17 protein-coding genes are annotated in these 18,989 nt (G+C 31.8%); 9 read left to right on the forward strand and 8 right to left on the reverse strand.

Going from position 1 to position 18,989, the window contains the following annotated elements; all coding sequences use genetic code 11:
- Positions 1-11: 11 nt before the first annotated feature.
- From AWE51_RS26760 to AWE51_RS25190, 5 genes are all read right to left on the reverse strand, one after another.
- Entirely contained in the window at positions 12-176 is a 165-nt protein-coding gene (locus tag AWE51_RS26760; protein WP_157766223.1) for a hypothetical protein, read from the reverse strand.
- A 196-nt stretch (positions 177-372) separates the two neighbouring features.
- Positions 373-1,341, reverse strand: coding sequence for a YheT family hydrolase (locus AWE51_RS25175; protein WP_066319962.1), 969 nt, complete (start codon positions 1,339-1,341; stop codon positions 373-375).
- A gap of 6 nt (positions 1,342-1,347) precedes the next feature.
- On the reverse strand, positions 1,348-2,349 hold the full coding sequence (locus AWE51_RS25180) for a bestrophin family protein (protein WP_066319965.1): 1,002 nt from the start codon (positions 2,347-2,349) through the stop codon (positions 1,348-1,350).
- Between the two features lie 73 nt (positions 2,350-2,422).
- Entirely contained in the window at positions 2,423-5,329 is a 2,907-nt protein-coding gene (locus AWE51_RS25185) for a T9SS type A sorting domain-containing protein (protein ID WP_066319967.1), read from the reverse strand.
- 61 nt (positions 5,330-5,390) lie between these two features.
- On the reverse strand, positions 5,391-5,633 hold the full coding sequence (locus tag AWE51_RS25190) for a hypothetical protein (protein ID WP_066319970.1): 243 nt from the start codon (positions 5,631-5,633) through the stop codon (positions 5,391-5,393).
- A 458-nt stretch (positions 5,634-6,091) separates the two neighbouring features.
- Between AWE51_RS25190 and AWE51_RS25195 the strand changes: the two genes are divergently transcribed.
- The 7 genes from AWE51_RS25195 to AWE51_RS25225 all read left to right on the forward strand — a co-directional run bounded on the left by AWE51_RS25195 (position 6,092) and on the right by AWE51_RS25225 (position 13,328).
- Positions 6,092-6,358 carry a hypothetical protein gene (locus AWE51_RS25195; RefSeq protein WP_066319973.1) on the forward strand — a complete coding sequence of 89 codons (267 nt, stop codon included), beginning with the start codon at positions 6,092-6,094 and terminating at the stop codon, positions 6,356-6,358.
- 197 nt (positions 6,359-6,555) lie between these two features.
- A complete protein-coding gene (locus AWE51_RS25200) occupies positions 6,556-7,470 on the forward strand; it encodes a TOMM precursor leader peptide-binding protein (RefSeq protein ID WP_066319974.1) in 915 nt (304 codons plus the stop codon).
- Positions 7,471-7,522: 52 nt separating this feature from the next.
- A complete protein-coding gene (locus AWE51_RS25205) occupies positions 7,523-8,839 on the forward strand; it encodes a YcaO-like family protein (RefSeq protein ID WP_066319981.1) in 1,317 nt (438 codons plus the stop codon).
- Between the two features lie 74 nt (positions 8,840-8,913).
- Positions 8,914-9,756, forward strand: coding sequence for a SagB/ThcOx family dehydrogenase (locus AWE51_RS25210; protein ID WP_066319984.1), 843 nt, complete (start codon positions 8,914-8,916; stop codon positions 9,754-9,756).
- Between the two features lie 61 nt (positions 9,757-9,817).
- Positions 9,818-11,191, forward strand: a complete 1,374-nt coding sequence (locus AWE51_RS25215) for a hypothetical protein (protein WP_066319986.1) — start codon at positions 9,818-9,820, stop codon at positions 11,189-11,191.
- Between the two features lie 25 nt (positions 11,192-11,216).
- Positions 11,217-12,440 (forward strand): aromatic ring-hydroxylating oxygenase subunit alpha, encoded by a 1,224-nt coding sequence (locus AWE51_RS25220; protein ID WP_066319992.1) that lies wholly within the window; start codon positions 11,217-11,219, stop codon positions 12,438-12,440.
- Positions 12,441-12,461: 21 nt separating this feature from the next.
- Positions 12,462-13,328, forward strand: a complete 867-nt coding sequence (locus AWE51_RS25225; protein WP_066319995.1) for an acyl-CoA thioester hydrolase/BAAT C-terminal domain-containing protein — start codon at positions 12,462-12,464, stop codon at positions 13,326-13,328.
- Positions 13,329-13,397: 69 nt separating this feature from the next.
- Here AWE51_RS25225 and AWE51_RS25230 read toward each other — a convergent pair whose 3' ends face one another.
- On the reverse strand, positions 13,398-14,087 hold the full coding sequence (locus AWE51_RS25230) for a LuxR C-terminal-related transcriptional regulator (protein ID WP_066319998.1): 690 nt from the start codon (positions 14,085-14,087) through the stop codon (positions 13,398-13,400).
- Between the two features lie 1,183 nt (positions 14,088-15,270).
- Here AWE51_RS25230 and AWE51_RS25235 point away from each other — a divergent pair.
- Both AWE51_RS25235 and AWE51_RS25240 read left to right on the forward strand, forming a co-directional pair.
- The gene (locus AWE51_RS25235) at positions 15,271-16,974 is read left to right on the forward strand and encodes an AraC family transcriptional regulator (RefSeq protein ID WP_066320001.1); all 1,704 of its coding nucleotides are present in this window, start codon (positions 15,271-15,273) and stop codon (positions 16,972-16,974) included.
- A gap of 86 nt (positions 16,975-17,060) precedes the next feature.
- A complete protein-coding gene (locus AWE51_RS25240; RefSeq protein ID WP_066320364.1) occupies positions 17,061-17,537 on the forward strand; it encodes an acyl-CoA thioesterase in 477 nt (158 codons plus the stop codon).
- On the opposite strand, the gene AWE51_RS25245 is transcribed toward AWE51_RS25240, so the two are convergent.
- Positions 17,529-18,422, reverse strand: coding sequence for a DMT family transporter (locus AWE51_RS25245; RefSeq protein WP_066320003.1), 894 nt, complete (start codon positions 18,420-18,422; stop codon positions 17,529-17,531). The genes AWE51_RS25240 and AWE51_RS25245 overlap by 9 nt on opposite strands.
- 4 nt (positions 18,423-18,426) lie before the next feature.
- Positions 18,427-18,774 (reverse strand): arsenate reductase family protein, encoded by a 348-nt coding sequence (locus AWE51_RS25250; RefSeq protein WP_066320005.1) that lies wholly within the window; start codon positions 18,772-18,774, stop codon positions 18,427-18,429.
- Between the last annotated feature and the right edge of the window lie 215 nt (positions 18,775-18,989).

The following is an 18,989-nucleotide window of genomic DNA, read 5'->3' on the forward strand; positions in this document are numbered from 1 at the left end:
ATTTGGCTAGGTTACTTTGTTGGGCAATTTTTGATTTTTGATTTTTGATCTGCGGTTTGTGCAGAGATTTCGTTCGTAAAGAGCACCATTGTTATCAAAACAAGTATACCCCATTTGTTGAGGTCGCCCTCTTTGAAGCTCAATATAGAATTGAGACTTCTGTAAATTTTTTTCATTTTAGTTCAGTTTGAGTTCGTGTTAGTTTGATTCTATTGAATAATTAATAGAAAACAGCCAAAACTCTTAAAATATTCCTAATAAAAAAAAATTTTTCGATTAAGTGGGATATAATCACTTTATATAGCCTTAACAAAGACTTAACTATTGTTTAATGTTGAAATCAGGTAGGATAAATCTTTCATTTCTAGAAGGTTAACCCCCTTGTTTTTCAAAAAAATCAAGAGTTCTTTGTTCATTGTAATATGCCTTTCCAGGAAGATAAAATCCGACGTGTCCACCATAATCAGGAATTTCAAGAAATAGGTGATCATTTTTTTTAGCCTCATCAATTGGATAGCATTGATCACCTAAAAAAGAATCATTTTTAGCGTTAAGAACCAGAGTAGGTACTTTAATATTCTTTAAAAATTGAAGACTACTACATTTGGTATAATAATCAATAGCATCTTTGTATCCATGTGCTTTACTGGTATATAGATTATCAATATCCATTAAAGATTTGCATGTCGTGATCTCCTCAACAGTAATTTTATCTGGAAATACATTTTGTCGCTCAAGTAGTTTTTCTTTTAGGTGTCGAATGAAACGTTTTTCATAAATAATATTTTTAGTCTTGTTTATTGCTAGTAACGAATCGTAAAGATCACAAGGAGCAGATATTGCTGTTGCCGCCTTAATTTGTGTAGCTAATTGTCGATCTTCACCAAGGTATTTTAATATAATATTACCTCCTAAACTAAATCCACATAAAGATATGTTTGTATATGAGTATTTCGATATGACATGATTTATGATTTGATCTATATCTTCACTTACACCTGCATTGTATGATCTGTATAGTCGGTTTACTTCACCACTACAGTTTCTTAAATTAACAGCAATCACATCCCAATTGTTGTGATTTAAATGTCTGGCGGTACCAAGAATATACTGTCTTTGGGCATTACCTTCTAGACCATGAACAATAATCGCGACTTTTTTAACATTTTTGGATATAGTATAACTCCAATCAATATCTATGAAATCTCCATCATGTAGTTCAATGCGCTCTCTTTTTTGTGTAACATCCTTGATTTTTCTAAAAACATTAGGAAAAATTGTTGATACATGTCCATTCTTGAATAAAAATGTTGGAGTGTAATTTGATTGTAGTAATGGCATTTATGACTAATATAGTATGTTATCTTTTGGTTTTTCCTTTTCTGGAAGATTGCTCTCATCTAACATATCTCTAAGATCAATTTCTATAGTTCGGCATAGAGCAGTCATAGGTACGTCATTAATTCTACCTTCAAAAGGATCTTCGCTATTACTTCCGATTTTTTCCATAGTAAGAAAAATCCATGCAACTAATACTGATAAGGGAATCATTAAGAAAATAAACCATGGTTTTATGTGGTGAGACATTTGATTTAACTCAATCTCAAAAACATTAAGTAATCCAAAAGGTAGTAAAAGAACAAATATCCAAGTAAAAAGCGTACTAAAATATGCATATTGTCTCGGAAAAGGGGTGTTTTTTATACGTTCACATTTACCTTGTAGATTATAAAACTCTTCTAAGGTATTATGAAAGAGTAGCTTGTCAAACTCTGTGATTTTAGTTTCTTCTAATAATTTTTTAATATGCAATCCTTGATTTTTCACAAGATGTGTAGCTGGATTTTTTCTTTGAAGAAGGTCATTGTATTCTTCTGGAGAAACAAAGTGTTTTGTGGCATCGCAAGCTGGTTTTTGCTCTGCATGTTTTTTGAAAAGTTTTTCTACTGCTATATTTTCTTTAATACTAAACGAAGTGGGTTGTCTTAACTGGATCCTAAGGGCGTTGATCCATGCGATGTGTCGGTAAACGAGAATTTTTTTTGTTTCATGATCATCATTAACAAGACTTAATACCTGATTGGTCCAAGTTCTGGAGTAATTTACGATTCCTCCCCAAATTTTGCGGCCTTCCCAAAATCGATCATAACTCTGACTGTTTTTAAAACCAATATAAAAAGCCACTGCAATACCTATAACTGTAAGAGGTTGAAATGGGATGTCAATGAATTTCCAGTCAAGAAAATGATACATAGAAAAGATACCAGCTGTATATATAGTAAAGAAGATAATATTTTTCCAGGCAAAACGAAGAATAAGTCCCCATCCAATATTTCGTTTGATATACATGAGTTAATTTTTCTTCTAAAGTAAGAAGACCCGACAGTTTATCAAAACGTGTCGGGTCTTTTTTAAGTCGCTATCATTCAATTATAAGATAGTGGTTTGGTTTTCCGAAAACTGATACTATATACATACCTGATGGGAAATTAGAAATAGAAATTTCTTGATTAGGGTGTTGTATGTGTTTTTTTGAAATTAAAGTACCTAAAATATCATAAATTCTTACCTGATCTCCTTTTGTTAGGTTATTAATTTTGATAAAATCATGAGCTGGATTAGGGTATATTTTGATCTCATTTTTATACTCTAAAATTTTGTTATTTACGGGAACAATTTTCCATTTCTGATTTTCATTTTCGGTGTTATAGGACCAAAGTTTTACGTTTCCATTAGTACTTATACTTTTATCCAGAGCAAAATTTTGACAGTGTACTGGGCGTAGATAATGATTATTTCCTTTTTTGGTGATATACCATTTCTGATGGTTGGCTCCTCCAGAAGTCCATGTGTTGACATTTGAATTATTGCCACATTTAGCAGCAGATACTTCTAAAAAACGTCTAGTTTTTATATTTATAATTTGATGCTGGTTATTTCCCAGATGTTTAAATTCCCATTGTTGATCGGTTGCTGATAAAGAGTCGTACATTCTTGCATTATGATTCGCCCATGTTGGAGCTATTATATTTTGACCATTGGAGTGGTTTTGTATATTGAATATTCCATTTAGTGTGATGTTTGTTTCATTTATAAAACTAGGAACGTCTGCCATTTGAAAACCGGTTCCTGGAGAACCAACAAAAACTTTGGGCTTATTAGAATGATCTATATCTACTGCCATAGCAAATTGATAAGCCATTCCTTTGTTTTGCTTTTTCCATGTTTGGCCTCCGTTATTTGAAAATAAGATACCATTAGAATTATTTTTATATCCTCCTGAATGTATTGCGCTAGATGAGGTAGCGTAAATGGTATTAGAGTTTTGCGGAGCTATAGCCACTTTTCTCATATAGTCATCTGTTATTAACTTGGTCCAATTATTTCCTTGGTCTATACTTTTGTAAAGTCCTTTATTTTGCCCAGTAGCTGTTACAAAAATCCAATTTTTATGATTGGGATCTGTTTTAATATCATAAACTCCTGTATATTGATTGAAATTCCAGATGTCAATATTGGGTTTTCCTTTCATTTCAGAATGACTAATATCTTTCCATGATTTACCTGAGTCATTCGATCGTTTCATGCCAGCTTCACCTCCGGCATATACTATGTTTCCATTAAATTGATCAACAGCTGTAAATCTACACCCATTACAATCGTATACCTTTGACCAATTTGCACCATCATCAATACTTTTGTAAACATCACCTTCTGCGGTAACATATAAAGTTCTCGTATTTTTTGGACTTTTTTTGTTTAATGACAATCCAGATAATCTTTTATTGGGTAGCCCTTTATTTGACTCTATCCAACTGTTTTTTTCTCCTCTATTATTACTTTTTAATAGGTATGTTGGCGTTTCCGATTTCTGACCACTAGTTAATATTGTCCAAACAACGTTAGAACGTTGAGGATCTGAAATAACAGAAAAACTATTACCTCCTTTTCCGCCTCTCCATCCATATTTTCCATTATTACAGCTTTCCCAAGTCTTACCACGATCTAAACTTCGCCAAACACCAATATCATACCAAGATGTATATATGATATTCTTGTCAACTTCATTAATATCGATATCGACCATATTTACATTATCTACACCTGTACTTTGCCAATGATCTTTTGTTACTTCTTTAGCATGGAGAACTTTGAACAGTTTACCGCTGTCTTTTGATCCTAATACCCATTGAGAGTTTGCCCAGTATAAATTATCGGGGTTCGAAAGATCTTCCCCAATTGTTCTTGAATACCCATCTTTAACAGTTGCATAAGTTCCTTGAATTTCTCCATGAAAAGTACTTCCCCATTGATTAACATTACTTGTTTTACTAAATGTATTTCCGGCATCAAGTGATGTATAAACACCTGATTGATCATTCCATTCTGCCAATGTTCGAGATGCGATTAGTGTGATTTTTTCGGTATTATTAGCATTAATAAAAATTTGACCTGACTTGTTTTGAAGTTTGGACCAAGTATTACCTCCATTAGTACTCTTAAAAAGCCTACCATCTCTACCATCAAACCAATGTTTATTATTACAATTTCCTTTGGCGGTTGATATATATAAAATATTTGGTTTTTTAGGGTTTAGAGCAATATCGATTATATCGGGAAATCCGTCAAAATTAGTATTCTTTGTAATATTACTCCAATTTTTTCCTCCATTAGTACTTTTGTACAAATCGGCCTCTGAACAGGCAAAACGACTACTTCCAACGAGGGCATATAATTCGTTCGCATTTTTTGGGTTAACAACCAATTTAATAATTCTAGTAGTAGGTAAGTTAATACTTACTTTTGACCATGAGTTTCCAGTATTTGTAGTTTTATATATTTGAGCATTTTTAGAATTCCAAGCTTTATGCCATGCAGCATAACCAATCCAAGGTTTATCTGTAGCAAATTCTATATCACTTACATAACCTGTATTGAGTACATTTTTCCAAGAATCTCCTCCGTTTTCTGTTTTGTATATCCCACCAGAGCCTAAGAACATAATATTTCCATTTTTTCGATGAAAGCCCATTCCACCAATATGGGTGTCTTTTAAACCACGACTAGCACCAATGGGATCCCAAGTTTGTCCTCCATTTTTACTTCTATATGCCCCACTTAGATCACTGCCAACAAGGACAATTCCGTTTTTGCTAGCCCCTACGCAACCAAACCATCCGCCTCCACCAGGGTTAGTGCGTTGCCAATCATGTTGTTGTGTTTGCGAAAAAAGGGCAATACTTGCGCATAAAAAAGTAGCTAATAGGCAAAAGCTTTTAGAAGGTATAAAGGCCTTGTTTAAGACAGGTATAAATCTTAATGATTTCATATTTAAATTTATTTGATATCGTTTGTAATGAATAAGATGATAATGAATACTATTTAGTAATCTAATTGTTGTTTAACAGTGGGTTGATGCTTAAGTTTTTCTTTAATAAAAGTGATGATACTCCTGTAGTTAGATTAGCAACTGAAATTTCTTGACTTGGACATTTCATATTCTCTTTTATGGTTTTATTTCCTAAAAGATCACATGTTTTTAATTCACTTTCTTTACTAATATTAGTTTGAGAGTTTGTCTTTGAGAATGAAATAAACATCATTGCAAAAACAAAAAACTGAATTGTTTTCATGAGTAAGATTTGGATTAAGAGTTTGGCTTTGTATTACATAACTTAAAGTTGTGAAAACTTTAAATCGAATATGCTAAGGTGTTAAAATAGTGGTGAAAATATGATGTTGTCTATGTAGACATTAAGAGTACATTTTTTTAGAATAAGTATACTTTTAGAATACTTAGTACTTATACCGTTAGATGGTAAAAGAAAAACACCTGGTTTTTTAATTTTCATTTTTACCACTATACGGGGCGATCGTTGTTTTTGACTTTATAATGATCCTAACTATACTTCAGTTGTTTTAATAATTATAAAAGTATTTAATAAAATTGATAGTGTTGCAAGTATGTTAAAAAATCAAAAAATGCGTAGCTTTTTTTGAAAACAACTAAGATATACGTGTATACACTTAGGATATGATTACAAAGTATCATTTTCTTTATGACTAATTATTAACAACAAATTTTTTTATCATGAAAAATGTAAATTTTCAAACAGGAGCTATCGTAGCTAAAACAGTTAGTCATTATTCTTCTCCAGAAGCAGTGGCTACTATTGCAAACTTTGACGCAACAATGACAGCAGGAGCTTGTAGTTCTTGTTCTAGTGGTGTAGCTGAGGCTAAAACTATTAGTCATTACTCCTCTCCACAAGCTGTAGCAACAGTTTCTGAGTTTGACGAATCATTAACTGCAGGAGCATGTACATGTTGTTCTTCTAGTTGTGGTATCGTTGAGTAATCTTAATTAGCACATAATCATACCGATAGTTTTAACTATTGGTATGGTTTGCTAACCATAAGACGATCATTTTAAAATAGCTTTAACTGATTACTCCTTTGATTTTTACTGAATACTAGAAAACTATATTTAATAAATAAAGCATATAAGGTTTGTAATCCAAAAAACGAGACCATTTGTTTAGTCTCACAAGATATATGGAAGAACAAAATCTAATTTTACATCCAGATGTTCACTGGGTAAAAGTTGATGAAAAACGAATCCAACTTCGTCAACCTGATGGAGAGCATATCACATTTGATGAACATGCCAATGATATATTAAATGCGCTTAAGGTTTTAAGAACACCATCAATAAATGATATTAAGGTTGATGAGAGTATTTCTGAACAAATCAAAGAGATATTACATACAAGAGGTTTGTTGATACATAAAGATAATGCTTCTAGTTTTCAAATTCAGAGGTTAATTGATCAACATGGTGTGTCTGGAGGTAAAGTGGCTACTGGTAAGAATCCTATTTCAGTAACTATTATGGGAGAAGGTAAGCTTGCAAGTGTCTCAAAAACTTCATTATTACAAGCAGGAATTAAGATAATAGATGATCAAGATAAATTTTCAATTTCGGAAGATAAGCTCCCTTTAATGATTGTGATCTGCGATCAAGAAGATCACGATTTTTTACAAAAGATGAATGCAAAAGCGATTCAAAATAAGCAACCTATATTATTTTTTAGATGGTTTCATCGTAGTTTTAAATTAGGACCATTTGTAGTTCCTGGAGAAACAGCTTGTTTGAATTGTGCGCATCAAAGAGAATTGGCTTCTAGCCTATTTCCTAATGAGTTACTTGCGTATAGATCATCAGGACGTGATGACTTACCCGTTTATAACGGTGGTCCAGTTCTAGATCAAATGGCGGGAGCTTTACTTACAAGACAGGTTCTTACCATACTTAGTGGAAACTATGATTTATCTGAACCGTCAACAATGATTACTGTTGACCCTGTTTTACTAAACATCAAACATTCTCCAATTTTACGAATTCCTCGTTGTCGAGTATGCAGTAACTATGAAAACGAGCCATTGAGAGCTATTCGCGATCAATTATAATAGATAGGATAATTTATTATAGACAATTAGATTAATTACAAAAAGAAAAATGATGGATCCTAAATTATTTAAATTGCTAGATCGCGTACTAGATTTAGAATATGGTATTATTCGCTATATAAAAGAAATTCCGTTAATGCCAGATGAGCCTGATATATTTATTGCTATCACAGAATTTCAAGACCCCTTTATAGTTTCACAAGAAGGAGAAAGTAGAAAACGTTTTCAGATGGGAAAACAATCTGCTGGTGCGGCTCTGGATAGAGTATCGGCTATTTGGTCTGCAATAGGAGAAGGGATAGAACGATATGCCGGAGCAATTTATGATCCTCAACTTATTACTTGGGCAGCGTCTAATGAATTAGACAATGATAGTTTTGTTGACCCGAACGATTTTATTCTTTTTAGTAGAGATCAATACAATGACCCTAATTTTAAATATGAAAAACATGATCCTAAAATACCTATTGGTTGGACCATAGGAAAACGATTAAGGGATCAAAAAAATATATACTTCCCTGCGTCATTAGCATATTTTGCATATGATAATAAACATAAAAGCGAATTTTTGACCGATTCCTATAGTACAGGTTTAGCTTGTGGTCCTACAGAAGAATGGGCTGTTTGTTCAGGTCTATATGAAGTGATAGAACGAGATGCTTATGCATTGCACTGGGCAGCGCGTCAACCTGCAAAAAAGATAGATCTTGATCAAGCCATAGCTTGCGCATCACCTGATTTGCAAAAACTACTACAACATGAAGGAGTAGATTTATTCCTTGGTGATATCACGACAGAATTAGGTGTGCCTACTATTTTGGTCATTGCAAAACACCCCGATAAACCAGGGATTGCATTGGGAGCTTCAACTAATTTATGTGCTAAAACTGCTTTACGCAAAGCAGTCGTAGAGTGTTTTCATACATTTAACTGGTGTATAGAAATGCATAGATGGAATAAAAGAGTAGAGGAGCAAGATGTTAAAGCTTTTTCTGATCACGTATTATACTATTTACAAGAAGGTAGAGAACATCAAGCAGAATTTTTCTGGAGCTCTACTGAGCGATCCACTTTATTAGATGGACTAGAATTTACACCTAGTACCACTCCTGATCATGTTCATGATCAAAAAACAATCGTTAATCTTTTAGACGATCTAGGACATCCTTCCTATGTAATCGATATTTCTCCAGAAGATGTAGCGAGTTTAGGATTACGCGTTACAAGAGCTGTCATTCCAAGTTTACAGCCTATGTGGTGCGGTTTTGGCAGAGTACCTCTTGATAGGAGACGTTTTAATCAATTTTTAGCATATAAAGAAAAAGATTTGAATACGCCCATAAATCAGGAAATTCACCCTTTTCCTTAATAAACTCAACTCTTATTACTAACCAAAATAGATAAGGCCAACTACTTTATCACTATTACTATAAATTTCATGCTATGAATTCAAAGACTATCAGTTACTATTTAAAAAAAGAGGAAACATCTGCTGGGATGATTTATAAAGAAGAACAACAAAATATAGTAGAGGTTTTTCATGAGAATACAAAACAGTCTCATACTATGAGACCTATGTTAGATAGATCAATATTTAACCACCTTTATAATCCAGCACAAATATTTTCAGATTCTCGAAATAACAAAAACTACTTTTTAAAACCGGAAATCACATTACCTGAAGCAAGGCCTGTTGACATGTCATTTGAAAATGTTTCTCTGAAACGAGAATCTTGTCGAGCTTTTAATTCTGCACCTTTATCAGATCAAGAACTTTCTGATCTATTATCAAGTTTGAGAGTGACCAGATATCATATACCAGATTTAAATAAAAAAGCACAACTTACTTTTAGAACGTATGCATCTGCAGGAGGACTTTATCCAGTAGAAATATATGTACTAAGACCAGATCATACGCATACAGAATGGAAAGCATACCACTACGCACCAAAAACTCACAACCTTACAATGATTAACTCTTGTATAAAACAAGCCAAAGTTATACAATCATTACAAGATCATAAAGAATATAGTAAAGATTGTGGAGCGATCATTTTTTTAACAGGAGTTCTAAAAAGAAGCTTAGATAAATATGGAGCTTTAGGATATCGCTTTAGTTTAATTGAAGCAGGAGGTATACTACAACAACTCGGATTAGCAAGTGCCGGAATGGGCTTAGGAACATTAGCTTGGGGAGGGTCATATGATAATGAGATTTGTGAGTTTCTAAAAATCGATGGGGTTGATGAAACCTTTTTAACCAGTTTTATTGTAGGACATAAATAAAAATAGTAGAAACCTGTTTTTCTTTTATCAACTAATCAAAACACACAAAATTCTAGTACTAATGAACACTATAATAGAAAAAAAACCAGACGAGTTATTTAAATCTCTATGCGTTCTTGCCGCTCAAAAATCTTGGGGAGAGGCTAGAGATGCTGCAGAACAATTGGCAAATCGAGGAGCACAAGGAGCTTGGTTAGATTTGGCATTTGACTTGGCAGATGGATTAAAAAGCCTATATCAAGTAACAGACGATTTGTTTTCATTAGGAGAACGGTCTTTATCAGATACTGAAATAAAAACAATAGAATATGCCAGAAAATGGGTGGGTACGCAATTAAATATATCTGCGCCAACATTGATCATTGAAATTTGTACTGAAGGTACGCCACTTCATGCCATTACTGGGATTAATGGTTTTGGATTTATTGCGGCCAGTGAAAATGCCTTACAAGATAAATCACTTTTGGTGCATGAAATTACACATTGCTCTTTAATGTCAAGGTCTTTATTTTTGGATGAAGGATTGGCAACTTTATTACAACATCGTTTTAATGAGAATGAAGAATTTCTACAAAAACAAAAATATTGGGATCGCCCTAGTCTTGCTGCACTTGTAGAGACTGATTGGAGTAATGATCCTTATTTTTCGAAAATTATTCCAACTAAGAGTGACTCTTCAGACTTGTCTGATCAGGATTTGAGAGTTCATGAATTAGCGGCTCATCTTATTGCCAAAATTATTAAAGAGAAATCATTGTCTTTTTTAGTAAATAACTGGTCTTCTCTTAAATCACAATTGCGAGAGGGCAGGAGTGCAGTCGTTATGAAAGAAATTTTCTCTGTAGATCTCTGGAAAATTGATACTGAGTTTTTTGTAACCAAAGCTGCAATAATTAATCCACCCTCGGATAGGTCTTTAACAGATGTTTCTGTTCAGGTTCTAGCAGAAGAAGATAAAGAAACAGCTGCAATTTGGTTACCATTTGCAAGAGTACAAGCGTACAGGAATGACCAGGGACTGGTGGCCTTAATAAAACTACTCATTGTTTTGGGCAATAACCGAGAAGACCCTAATGCAGGTTCTGTTTATAGAAGTGAAGCTTTGGTAGCTATCGATTGGTCAAAATCTCGAAATATAGATCAAATGTCTATTGCAATTTTTAATGCATATATCTATGTACTAAAATTGCGTAGTGCAGGTCATGCTATTGCTATGCGAACTAACGGCATTGAAGCACATAAGGCATTTCGTGAACTTTTGTCAAATTATCCAGAGAATCCCAGTGTTATTATAGCTAGTGCCAGAACGCAAATACGATCAATACATGATTTTATGCCAATTAGTGACTGGCGCGAAAAATTAAAAAATTTACATTCTGATCCATTATTTTCTAGGGCAGTTGAAGAATTATTAGCCCACTCACGATTTTTATAATATCACCTCTTTAAAAAAAGAATTCATGGAGAATTTTAATACTGACGTATACGCAGAAACCGAATTTGTAAAGTCACTGCCGCGACATGCGTACACCGATGACAATATTTTTAAAAAAGAACGACACACCTTATTTAGATACTTACCCGTAATGGCTTCGCCAAGTTGCTTATTACAAGAAAAAGGTAATTATTCTGTAACCGATATTGCATCAGAGAGTATTATCGTGGTTAGAGATAAGGAAGGAGTTATTAATGCAATGGCAAATACTTGTCGCCACCGTGGTAAACGATTGTTAGAAAAGACATGTGATTTAGAACCACAACAACGAGGACTCAATTCTGTTGTTTGTCCATATCATGCTTGGCGTTATGACTTAGATGGTAAATTGATTGTTGCCAGAGGAGATCAATCTAACCATTCTTTTAGACATTTATGCTTACGCAAATTGCAGGTTCAAGAATCAGCGGGATTGGTTTTTTATCATGGACGTAATAAGGAGTATCTACAGCTTCAAAAGCTAGATGCTGTTTTGGGTGTTTTAAAACTAGAAGAAGCAAAAATTCGAGAAAGAAAAACCTATACTGTAAAAGCAAACTGGAAACTATGGGTAGAGAACTTTTTAGAGTGTTGGCATTGCGCACCTAATCATCCAGAATTATCCGAGGTAAAAGGATTTATTAATCAATTTGAAAATGGTAGAGATGATTTATATCTAGAAGATGATTTTAATTGGCGTTCTCAAGCATATACTAAAGGGTGGGTGCCTCCTCAAGATCGTGATTTTGAAATGGATGAAGATTTATTCAATTTTAATGTAAGTATGCCTCTTGGTGGAGGTAGAAAGACAGCTAGTAAGATAGGTGAAAGAATGGGGGCTACCCTGGGAGGTGCCGATGGACTAGAAGGTGGAGCAATTTTTGGAGGAATAGGACCATTTTTGTTTTACATGGCTTATGTTGATTATGTAGTGCTGTTTTGTATTCGACCTCAGTCTACAATGCAAACCGAGGTAGAATTGATCTGGTTAACCTCTAAGGATTTTCAAGCTCCTGTCGAGGAACTCACTTGGTTATGGAACACAACCATACAACAAGATATTACATTAGTTGAAGAAACCCAGCAAGGCGTAAACTCATTATATTATACACCAGGCCCGTTTCAAGCAGATGAATACCGCACGCAGGCTTTTACCGCTTGGTGGCAGCAATGGAAACAAAGAAATGATCAGGAACGGGTAAAGAAATAAAAAACGTATTCTCAAAATATAATGGTAACAACTTTACATAAAAGAGATAATGAATTCACAATTGATAGGATTGACGATTTCGAAAAGTTTGGTTTTATAGCAGATTATTATCCACCAAATACAGATGGGAATTATGCGGTTGTAGTTCTTGGTGGATCCGAGGGTGGCAAACCGACATATCTTGCAGAAAAAATTGTTTCATTAGGATATGCCGTACTGTCCTTGGCATATTTTAATTTCAATAAATTTCTTCCTAGTGAATTAGAAATGATACCTTTAGAATATTTTGAAAATGCAAAAAAATGGATATTATCAAAAAATGAAATTCGAAAAGATGGTCTAATTTTGGCGGGTTGGTCAAAAGGAGCAGAATTGGCTTTAATTTTATCGTCGCGCGATCAAATTTATAAAGGTGTAGTTGCGATAGGTCCAAGCTCTGCAGTATGGCCTGGAATTATTAAAAATTGGCATCGAAAGCCTAATTCTAGCTGGAGCATTAATAAAAAACCTTTACCATTTGTCTCTTTTGTCATACAGAACGAAGCTCCAAAAAAATTGGTTGATTTGTATATGAGATCACTACAAGTTTTAGAAGATTCTAATAAGGAAACGATAGATTTTGATAAGATTCAAAATCCAGTTTTACTTTTAAGTGGAAGTCTAGATGTTATTTGGCCATCAGAAATGATGGCTGGATATATTTGTACAAAATTAAATAAGCTTAATCATATCAATCGACCATTATGTACTCATTTTAATTATAAAAATGCAGGGCATTTGTTAGACGAAAGGTTTGATTTAGGTGGAACTAAAGAGGCAAACCATAAAGCCAATATCGATTCAACCAAGAAGATAAAGGAGTTTTTAAAGAGTATTAATCAAATCTGAAATTATAAAATCAGGAAACATAAAATAATCTGGTTTAAATACTTTCTTGCTTATACAACTAGAATATAATTATGAGTAACCAGAAATCTCTATTTGCTCATTAAGTAAGGCAGTAATAAGAGACTTGTATTCAATTAAAAACAGTGATAATCTTCCTTGCCCCATAATATCAAATTTTTCTGCAATATGTTGTCGGTGTGTTTCGATTGTACGTTTACTATTATGTAAAATCTCACCTATTTCACTACTGGTTTTTCCTAAAATAATAAATTTGATAACTTGAATTTCTTTTGGAGTAAGTGTTTTAAAACTACTCTTAATAAAATAATGATCATCTTTGTATTGATTTATTTTCTCTCTAAATTCATTACTTATATAAATCTTTTTCTCACATACTTTTTTTATACAACTTATGATTTCTATTTTTTTGGAGTTTAGATACAGAAAACCAAGAATACCCTTAGTATAAAAAGATTCGAATACTTGTTTAGAAATAAAATTAGAAACAAGGATAGTTTTTATTTTTTTTAAATTTTTAGTATTGTAATTTATGATTAAACTAACAATTTTATAAGGTATAGTATCTAAATTGATGACTAAAATATCTGGATTATGCTGGGTTAGAACTTTTGATATTGATTCGTTATTACTATTCTCATAGTTGATTGTGAAATCTATATGAGAGTATTCACTGGCAATTTGCCGAAAACCTAGTTTAGTCATTTGGCAATTATCAAAATGTAAAATTTTACAAGGCATAATTAATAGGGTTATATGTAGATGCTTTTGTGTAGAAGTATCTATGTTAAATAATCAAAGCATCTAGTTTTAGATTAACCATATGTGCAATTCAATACTATGATTGTTGAATTTCTATAGTTGATCAATAATGCTTTTTGTGTAATTGATAGAGATGATGTGAAATCCAGATAGATTTTTTACCACAATTAGATGACTCAAAGGTTTAGGTGCTTAAAGTTTTTTTGAAAAGAAGAGAATTACTGTTTTTTTTCTTGTAGTAGTTCACCTTTATATTTCTTATTTTTTAATATGTTATAGTATAGAATAGCATTGTTAAGATTCTTAATTGTTATTTTTTTTAAGCAAACTAGTTATTACTTACAAACAGGGCATTGTGGGACATCACTTTTGATATTATTTTTATTATTAATTCCTCCTCGAATAGTCGTTAAATTTTTAAATGCGTATACCTTTATCTTATTGATTTTTAATTTACTGTTTGCGTTTCTCATGTAATAAATTTAAAGTTTAGTATTGGTTAATATCGGATTTCAAAGGTATATTGAACTTGTTGAGTGAAGTATAAAATTTAGAGATCATAGCACGTATTCTAGAAAACAGACGCAGTTTTTGACTTGTTTTCTAGAAAGCAAGCTTAACATTTAACTAATTTTTAAGAAAAGATGATGTAAGGAAAGAAAATCTTAAACGACGTACAGCATCCTAATTTATTTAAATTAGAATTATGCTCTGTTTTCTTAATCAAAAAGTATCTTTCCTATATTGGTATAATTTTTTAATCAATGTCAAGAAGTAATAGAAATGATTTTCAAATGATTATTAGATAATTCCTTGTATTATTAACGATAGTATTGAATATATGCAAATCAATGAATTTTTAAAATGCATATTTAGTATAAATAATGTTAATAATCATATAAGTATTTGATATGGTGCCTAACATTTTGAATAACTATTAAAGCATAGTTTGTTAGATATTTAAAAGGAACTTAAAACCAACTTAAAACCACTAAATTTATGATTCTTCCCATAGATAGATGATTCCTCAAATAAACTGTAATCCCAAGTAAATTTTTGAAAAAAAAGACTATTTAAGCTAGGTTTTCGAAGTATTGCGTTAAGGGACATGAGATTCTTTTTCTTTTAAAACCAACTTAATTGAAATTATACCTTAAAGCCTATGAAAATTAAAGAATTAAACTTTTGTTTGATAGTGTTTTTCTTTTGTTGTTTAATCATAAATTCTCAAGAAAATAATCAGGTAGTACAAGATTCATTAAAAAAATTTACTTATCAAGATTTATACGATGCGTATAAACTATCCTCTAAAGACACTGTGAAGTCTTTAGTGTATTTAAATGCTTTTTTAGAAAAAGGTATTCGAGATAAGAATAAAATTAAGATCGCTCAGGCGTATAGTTTTTTGCACTTTTATCAAAAAAATGAAACCACAAAGCTTGAAATGCTAGATAAAGCAATACATCTAAGTAAGTACAGTGAACATAATTTTTTCCCTACGGTTCCATATTCATTTAAAGGAGGACATTTTTATAAAAAAGGTGATTATAAGAAATCGTTAGATAACTATCTTCTAGCCTTAAAATTTGCTCACAAAACGGGTAATACCGAGTATATATATATTACAAAACATAATATAGGAGAAATAAAAGCCAAAATCGGTTTTTATGATGAGGCACTACTTGTTTTAAAAGAATGTTATGAATATGAAAAAGATAAGAAATCAAAAGATATATATTCCTACCTATCGTCTATAGTGATATTAAGTGAAACATATACGAAGGCAAACAAGATCGACTCCTCATCAATTTTTATTAATAAAGGAATTAAACTTGCAAAAGAAAATAGTAAAGAGATTTATAATAGACTAATACTTAATGCAGGTGTAAATCTATTTTATAGTAATAATTATGATAAGGCTTATGATAGTATTCATAAGTCTATTACATTTTTAAAAGGGATAGACGATAAATCGTTTTTAATTACGGGTCATTTCTATTTAGGAGAAATAGAGTTAGATAAGGGAAATGAAGAAGAGGCTATGATACATTTCAAGAAAGTTGACTCCATTCATGAAATAACCAAAAATCCGTCAGAAAAAATCAGAAAAACGTATGAGCATTTAATAAAATATACCAAATCTAAAGGTGAGTTTAATAAAGAATTAGTCTATATAGAAAAGCTTTTAAAATTTGATAGTTTAACAAAAATTAATAATACGTATATAGAAGAAAAAATGAATAAAGAGTATTCTACTCTAGAGTTACTCTTCGAAAAAGATAAAATTATTGGTGGGTTAGAAAATAAAAATTTCACAATGCTAATAATAGTTATCTTTTTGACAGTGTTATTAGCAATTGGTTTATTTCTTTTTAATTACGATAGGCATAAAATTAATCAAGAAAATTTTGAAGAATTTTTAAACGCTAATTCTTTAGATAATGCACAAAAATCTGAAAACGCAAAAGTATCAAAAGAAGATTATGTTTTTAAAATACCAAAAGAAATAGTAAACAGAGTGTTACATGATTTGATTAATTTTGAAGAGAAAGAATGTTTTCTAAAACCTGATATTACTTGTGTTTTTCTGGCAAAAGATTTTGAAACAAATCCAAAATATTTATCTAAAATTATACATCACTACAGGCAAAAAAATTTTAATACGTATATAAATGACTTGCGAATAGACTATATCATCTCTAAATTAAATGAAGATAAAACGTTACGACAATATACTATTAAGGCAATAAGCGAATCATGTGGATTTAATACTAGAGATGCGTTTTCTAAATCATTCTATAAAAAAACAGGTGTTTATCCTTCATATTTTATTAAAAGAATAGAAGATAATGATGAGCCAACCTAATTTTTTATAAACATATCATAAATGCAATAGTAGTTATATTGACATAAACAATGTTTTGTATTTTTGTCGCTCATAAAATAGAAGGGATGTATTTAAAAGATTTTGAGATTAGATGGAATGATATCGATGCGAATCGACATTTGGCAAACAAAGCATATATCGAATTGGCAGCACATACAAGAATGTCTTTTTTAACAGAACAAGGGTTTGATAGAGGCTTGCTGGGGAAATTAAATATAGGACCAGTGGTATTTTATGAACATATCTATTATTTTAAAGAAGTTTTTTATGGTAAACCAATACAGGTTTCTCTTGAGGTCTCTGGATTAAGTGAAGATGGTAAGTTTTTTGAGTTTAGACATAATTTTTATGATCATAAGGGAAGAAATTTTGCACAATGCGAAATGATGGGGGCTTGGATGGATTTGGGTGAGCGTAAATTAATTCCGCTACCAGAACAAATATTGCCGTTTATGGATAAAATTGAACGCCCAGAGAATTTTAGAATACTTACCAAAGAAGATACTCGAAAATTTGCCAAAACTCCGGTAGATTTAAGCTAACTCTTTTGGTTTTTTAGTTACCAAATACAGCCCGACAAAGATAAGTAGTGTTGCGACAATTTTGATAATATCGAGAGAATCTTTGCCCAAACCAATAGCAAATACCGAAGCTAGCATTGGCTGCAAATAAATAAAAAAAGCTACAGTTGTAGGTTTTAGCTCTTTTATCGCAAATACATTAAGTATATATGTGCCAAAGGTTGCAAAAAGAGTAACATATCCTATTTTTAAATATCCTTCTAGGGGAATGGCATTTGGTTGCACTTCAAGTAATTGAGAAATTCCAAAAGGAAAAACAAATAACAAACCAAAACCATACATCCATTTCATTATAGTAAATGGATGGTATTTTTGCGTAATTTTTTTAACGATAATAATATAGCATGCATATGAAGCAGCATTAACGAAAACCAAAAAGTTTCCTAATGTAGGATTAGTTGCCGTTGTCGTATTTCCTGATCCATATAATATGATGAGTAATGTGCCTGAGAGACCAATTAAAACTCCTATGATTTTAGGTGCTCTTATCTTTTCTTTTAAAAAAATTACAGCAAGAATTAATACAATAATAGGTGCAGTAACCATTAAAACAGAAGCACTAATGGGGGTGGTGAGATTCAGTCCTTCAAAAAAAGCAAGCATATTAATACCTACTCCAAATATTGCAGCTGCAGCAATTATACGAAAATCACTTCGTTCTATTTTTTCTTTAGGCCCCAGAAAACTAATTGCCCAAAATAATATAAACGCGCCAATAACCCTAAACAAGATAAAACCAAAGGGTTTCATGTAATGTGGCATTACATCTTTGGCTATAGTATAATTAGCTCCATAAAAAACAGCTACAAAACTTGCAGCAATAAGAGCTAGAGTTCTTTTACTCATAAATCTAAATAGCTTCCTTAGCGGCTGCTACTACTTTTTTGCTATTACCAATAAAAATTTGATCATTTAAAATAATAACGGGACGCTTTAGAAACGTGTAATGTTCGAGAATTAAGTTTTTGTAATCATCTTCTGATAATGCTTGATTTTTAAGGTCTCGCTCTTTATACAATCTAGCACGTTTACTAAACAATGCTTCATAACTACCAGCAAGTTGTTGCATTTCGTTTAACTGATCATTGGTTATTTCTTCAGTTTTAATATCCTGTAAAATAATGTCAGAAGAAGGAGCTAATTCGTTAAGTATACGCTTACATGTATCACAGGTAGATAGATGATATATTTTTTTCATTAGTTTAAAACTTTATGGTTTTATATGCCAATTCATATAAGTAACCTATTCAATTTATATAGAGATATATTCCAAATGTAAAAATCATCACAAAGGAAAATCATTTCAGAGTTAAAACCCCTATTTTTGGCGAAAAATTATGAAATGGGTTTGATCCTTTTTTGTCGTTATGAACGTTAAGGATCGATAAATAATTTCTGATTTTTGAAAAACAA

Source organism: Aquimarina aggregata (assembly GCF_001632745.1).
Taxonomy (GTDB): domain Bacteria; phylum Bacteroidota; class Bacteroidia; order Flavobacteriales; family Flavobacteriaceae; genus Aquimarina; species Aquimarina aggregata.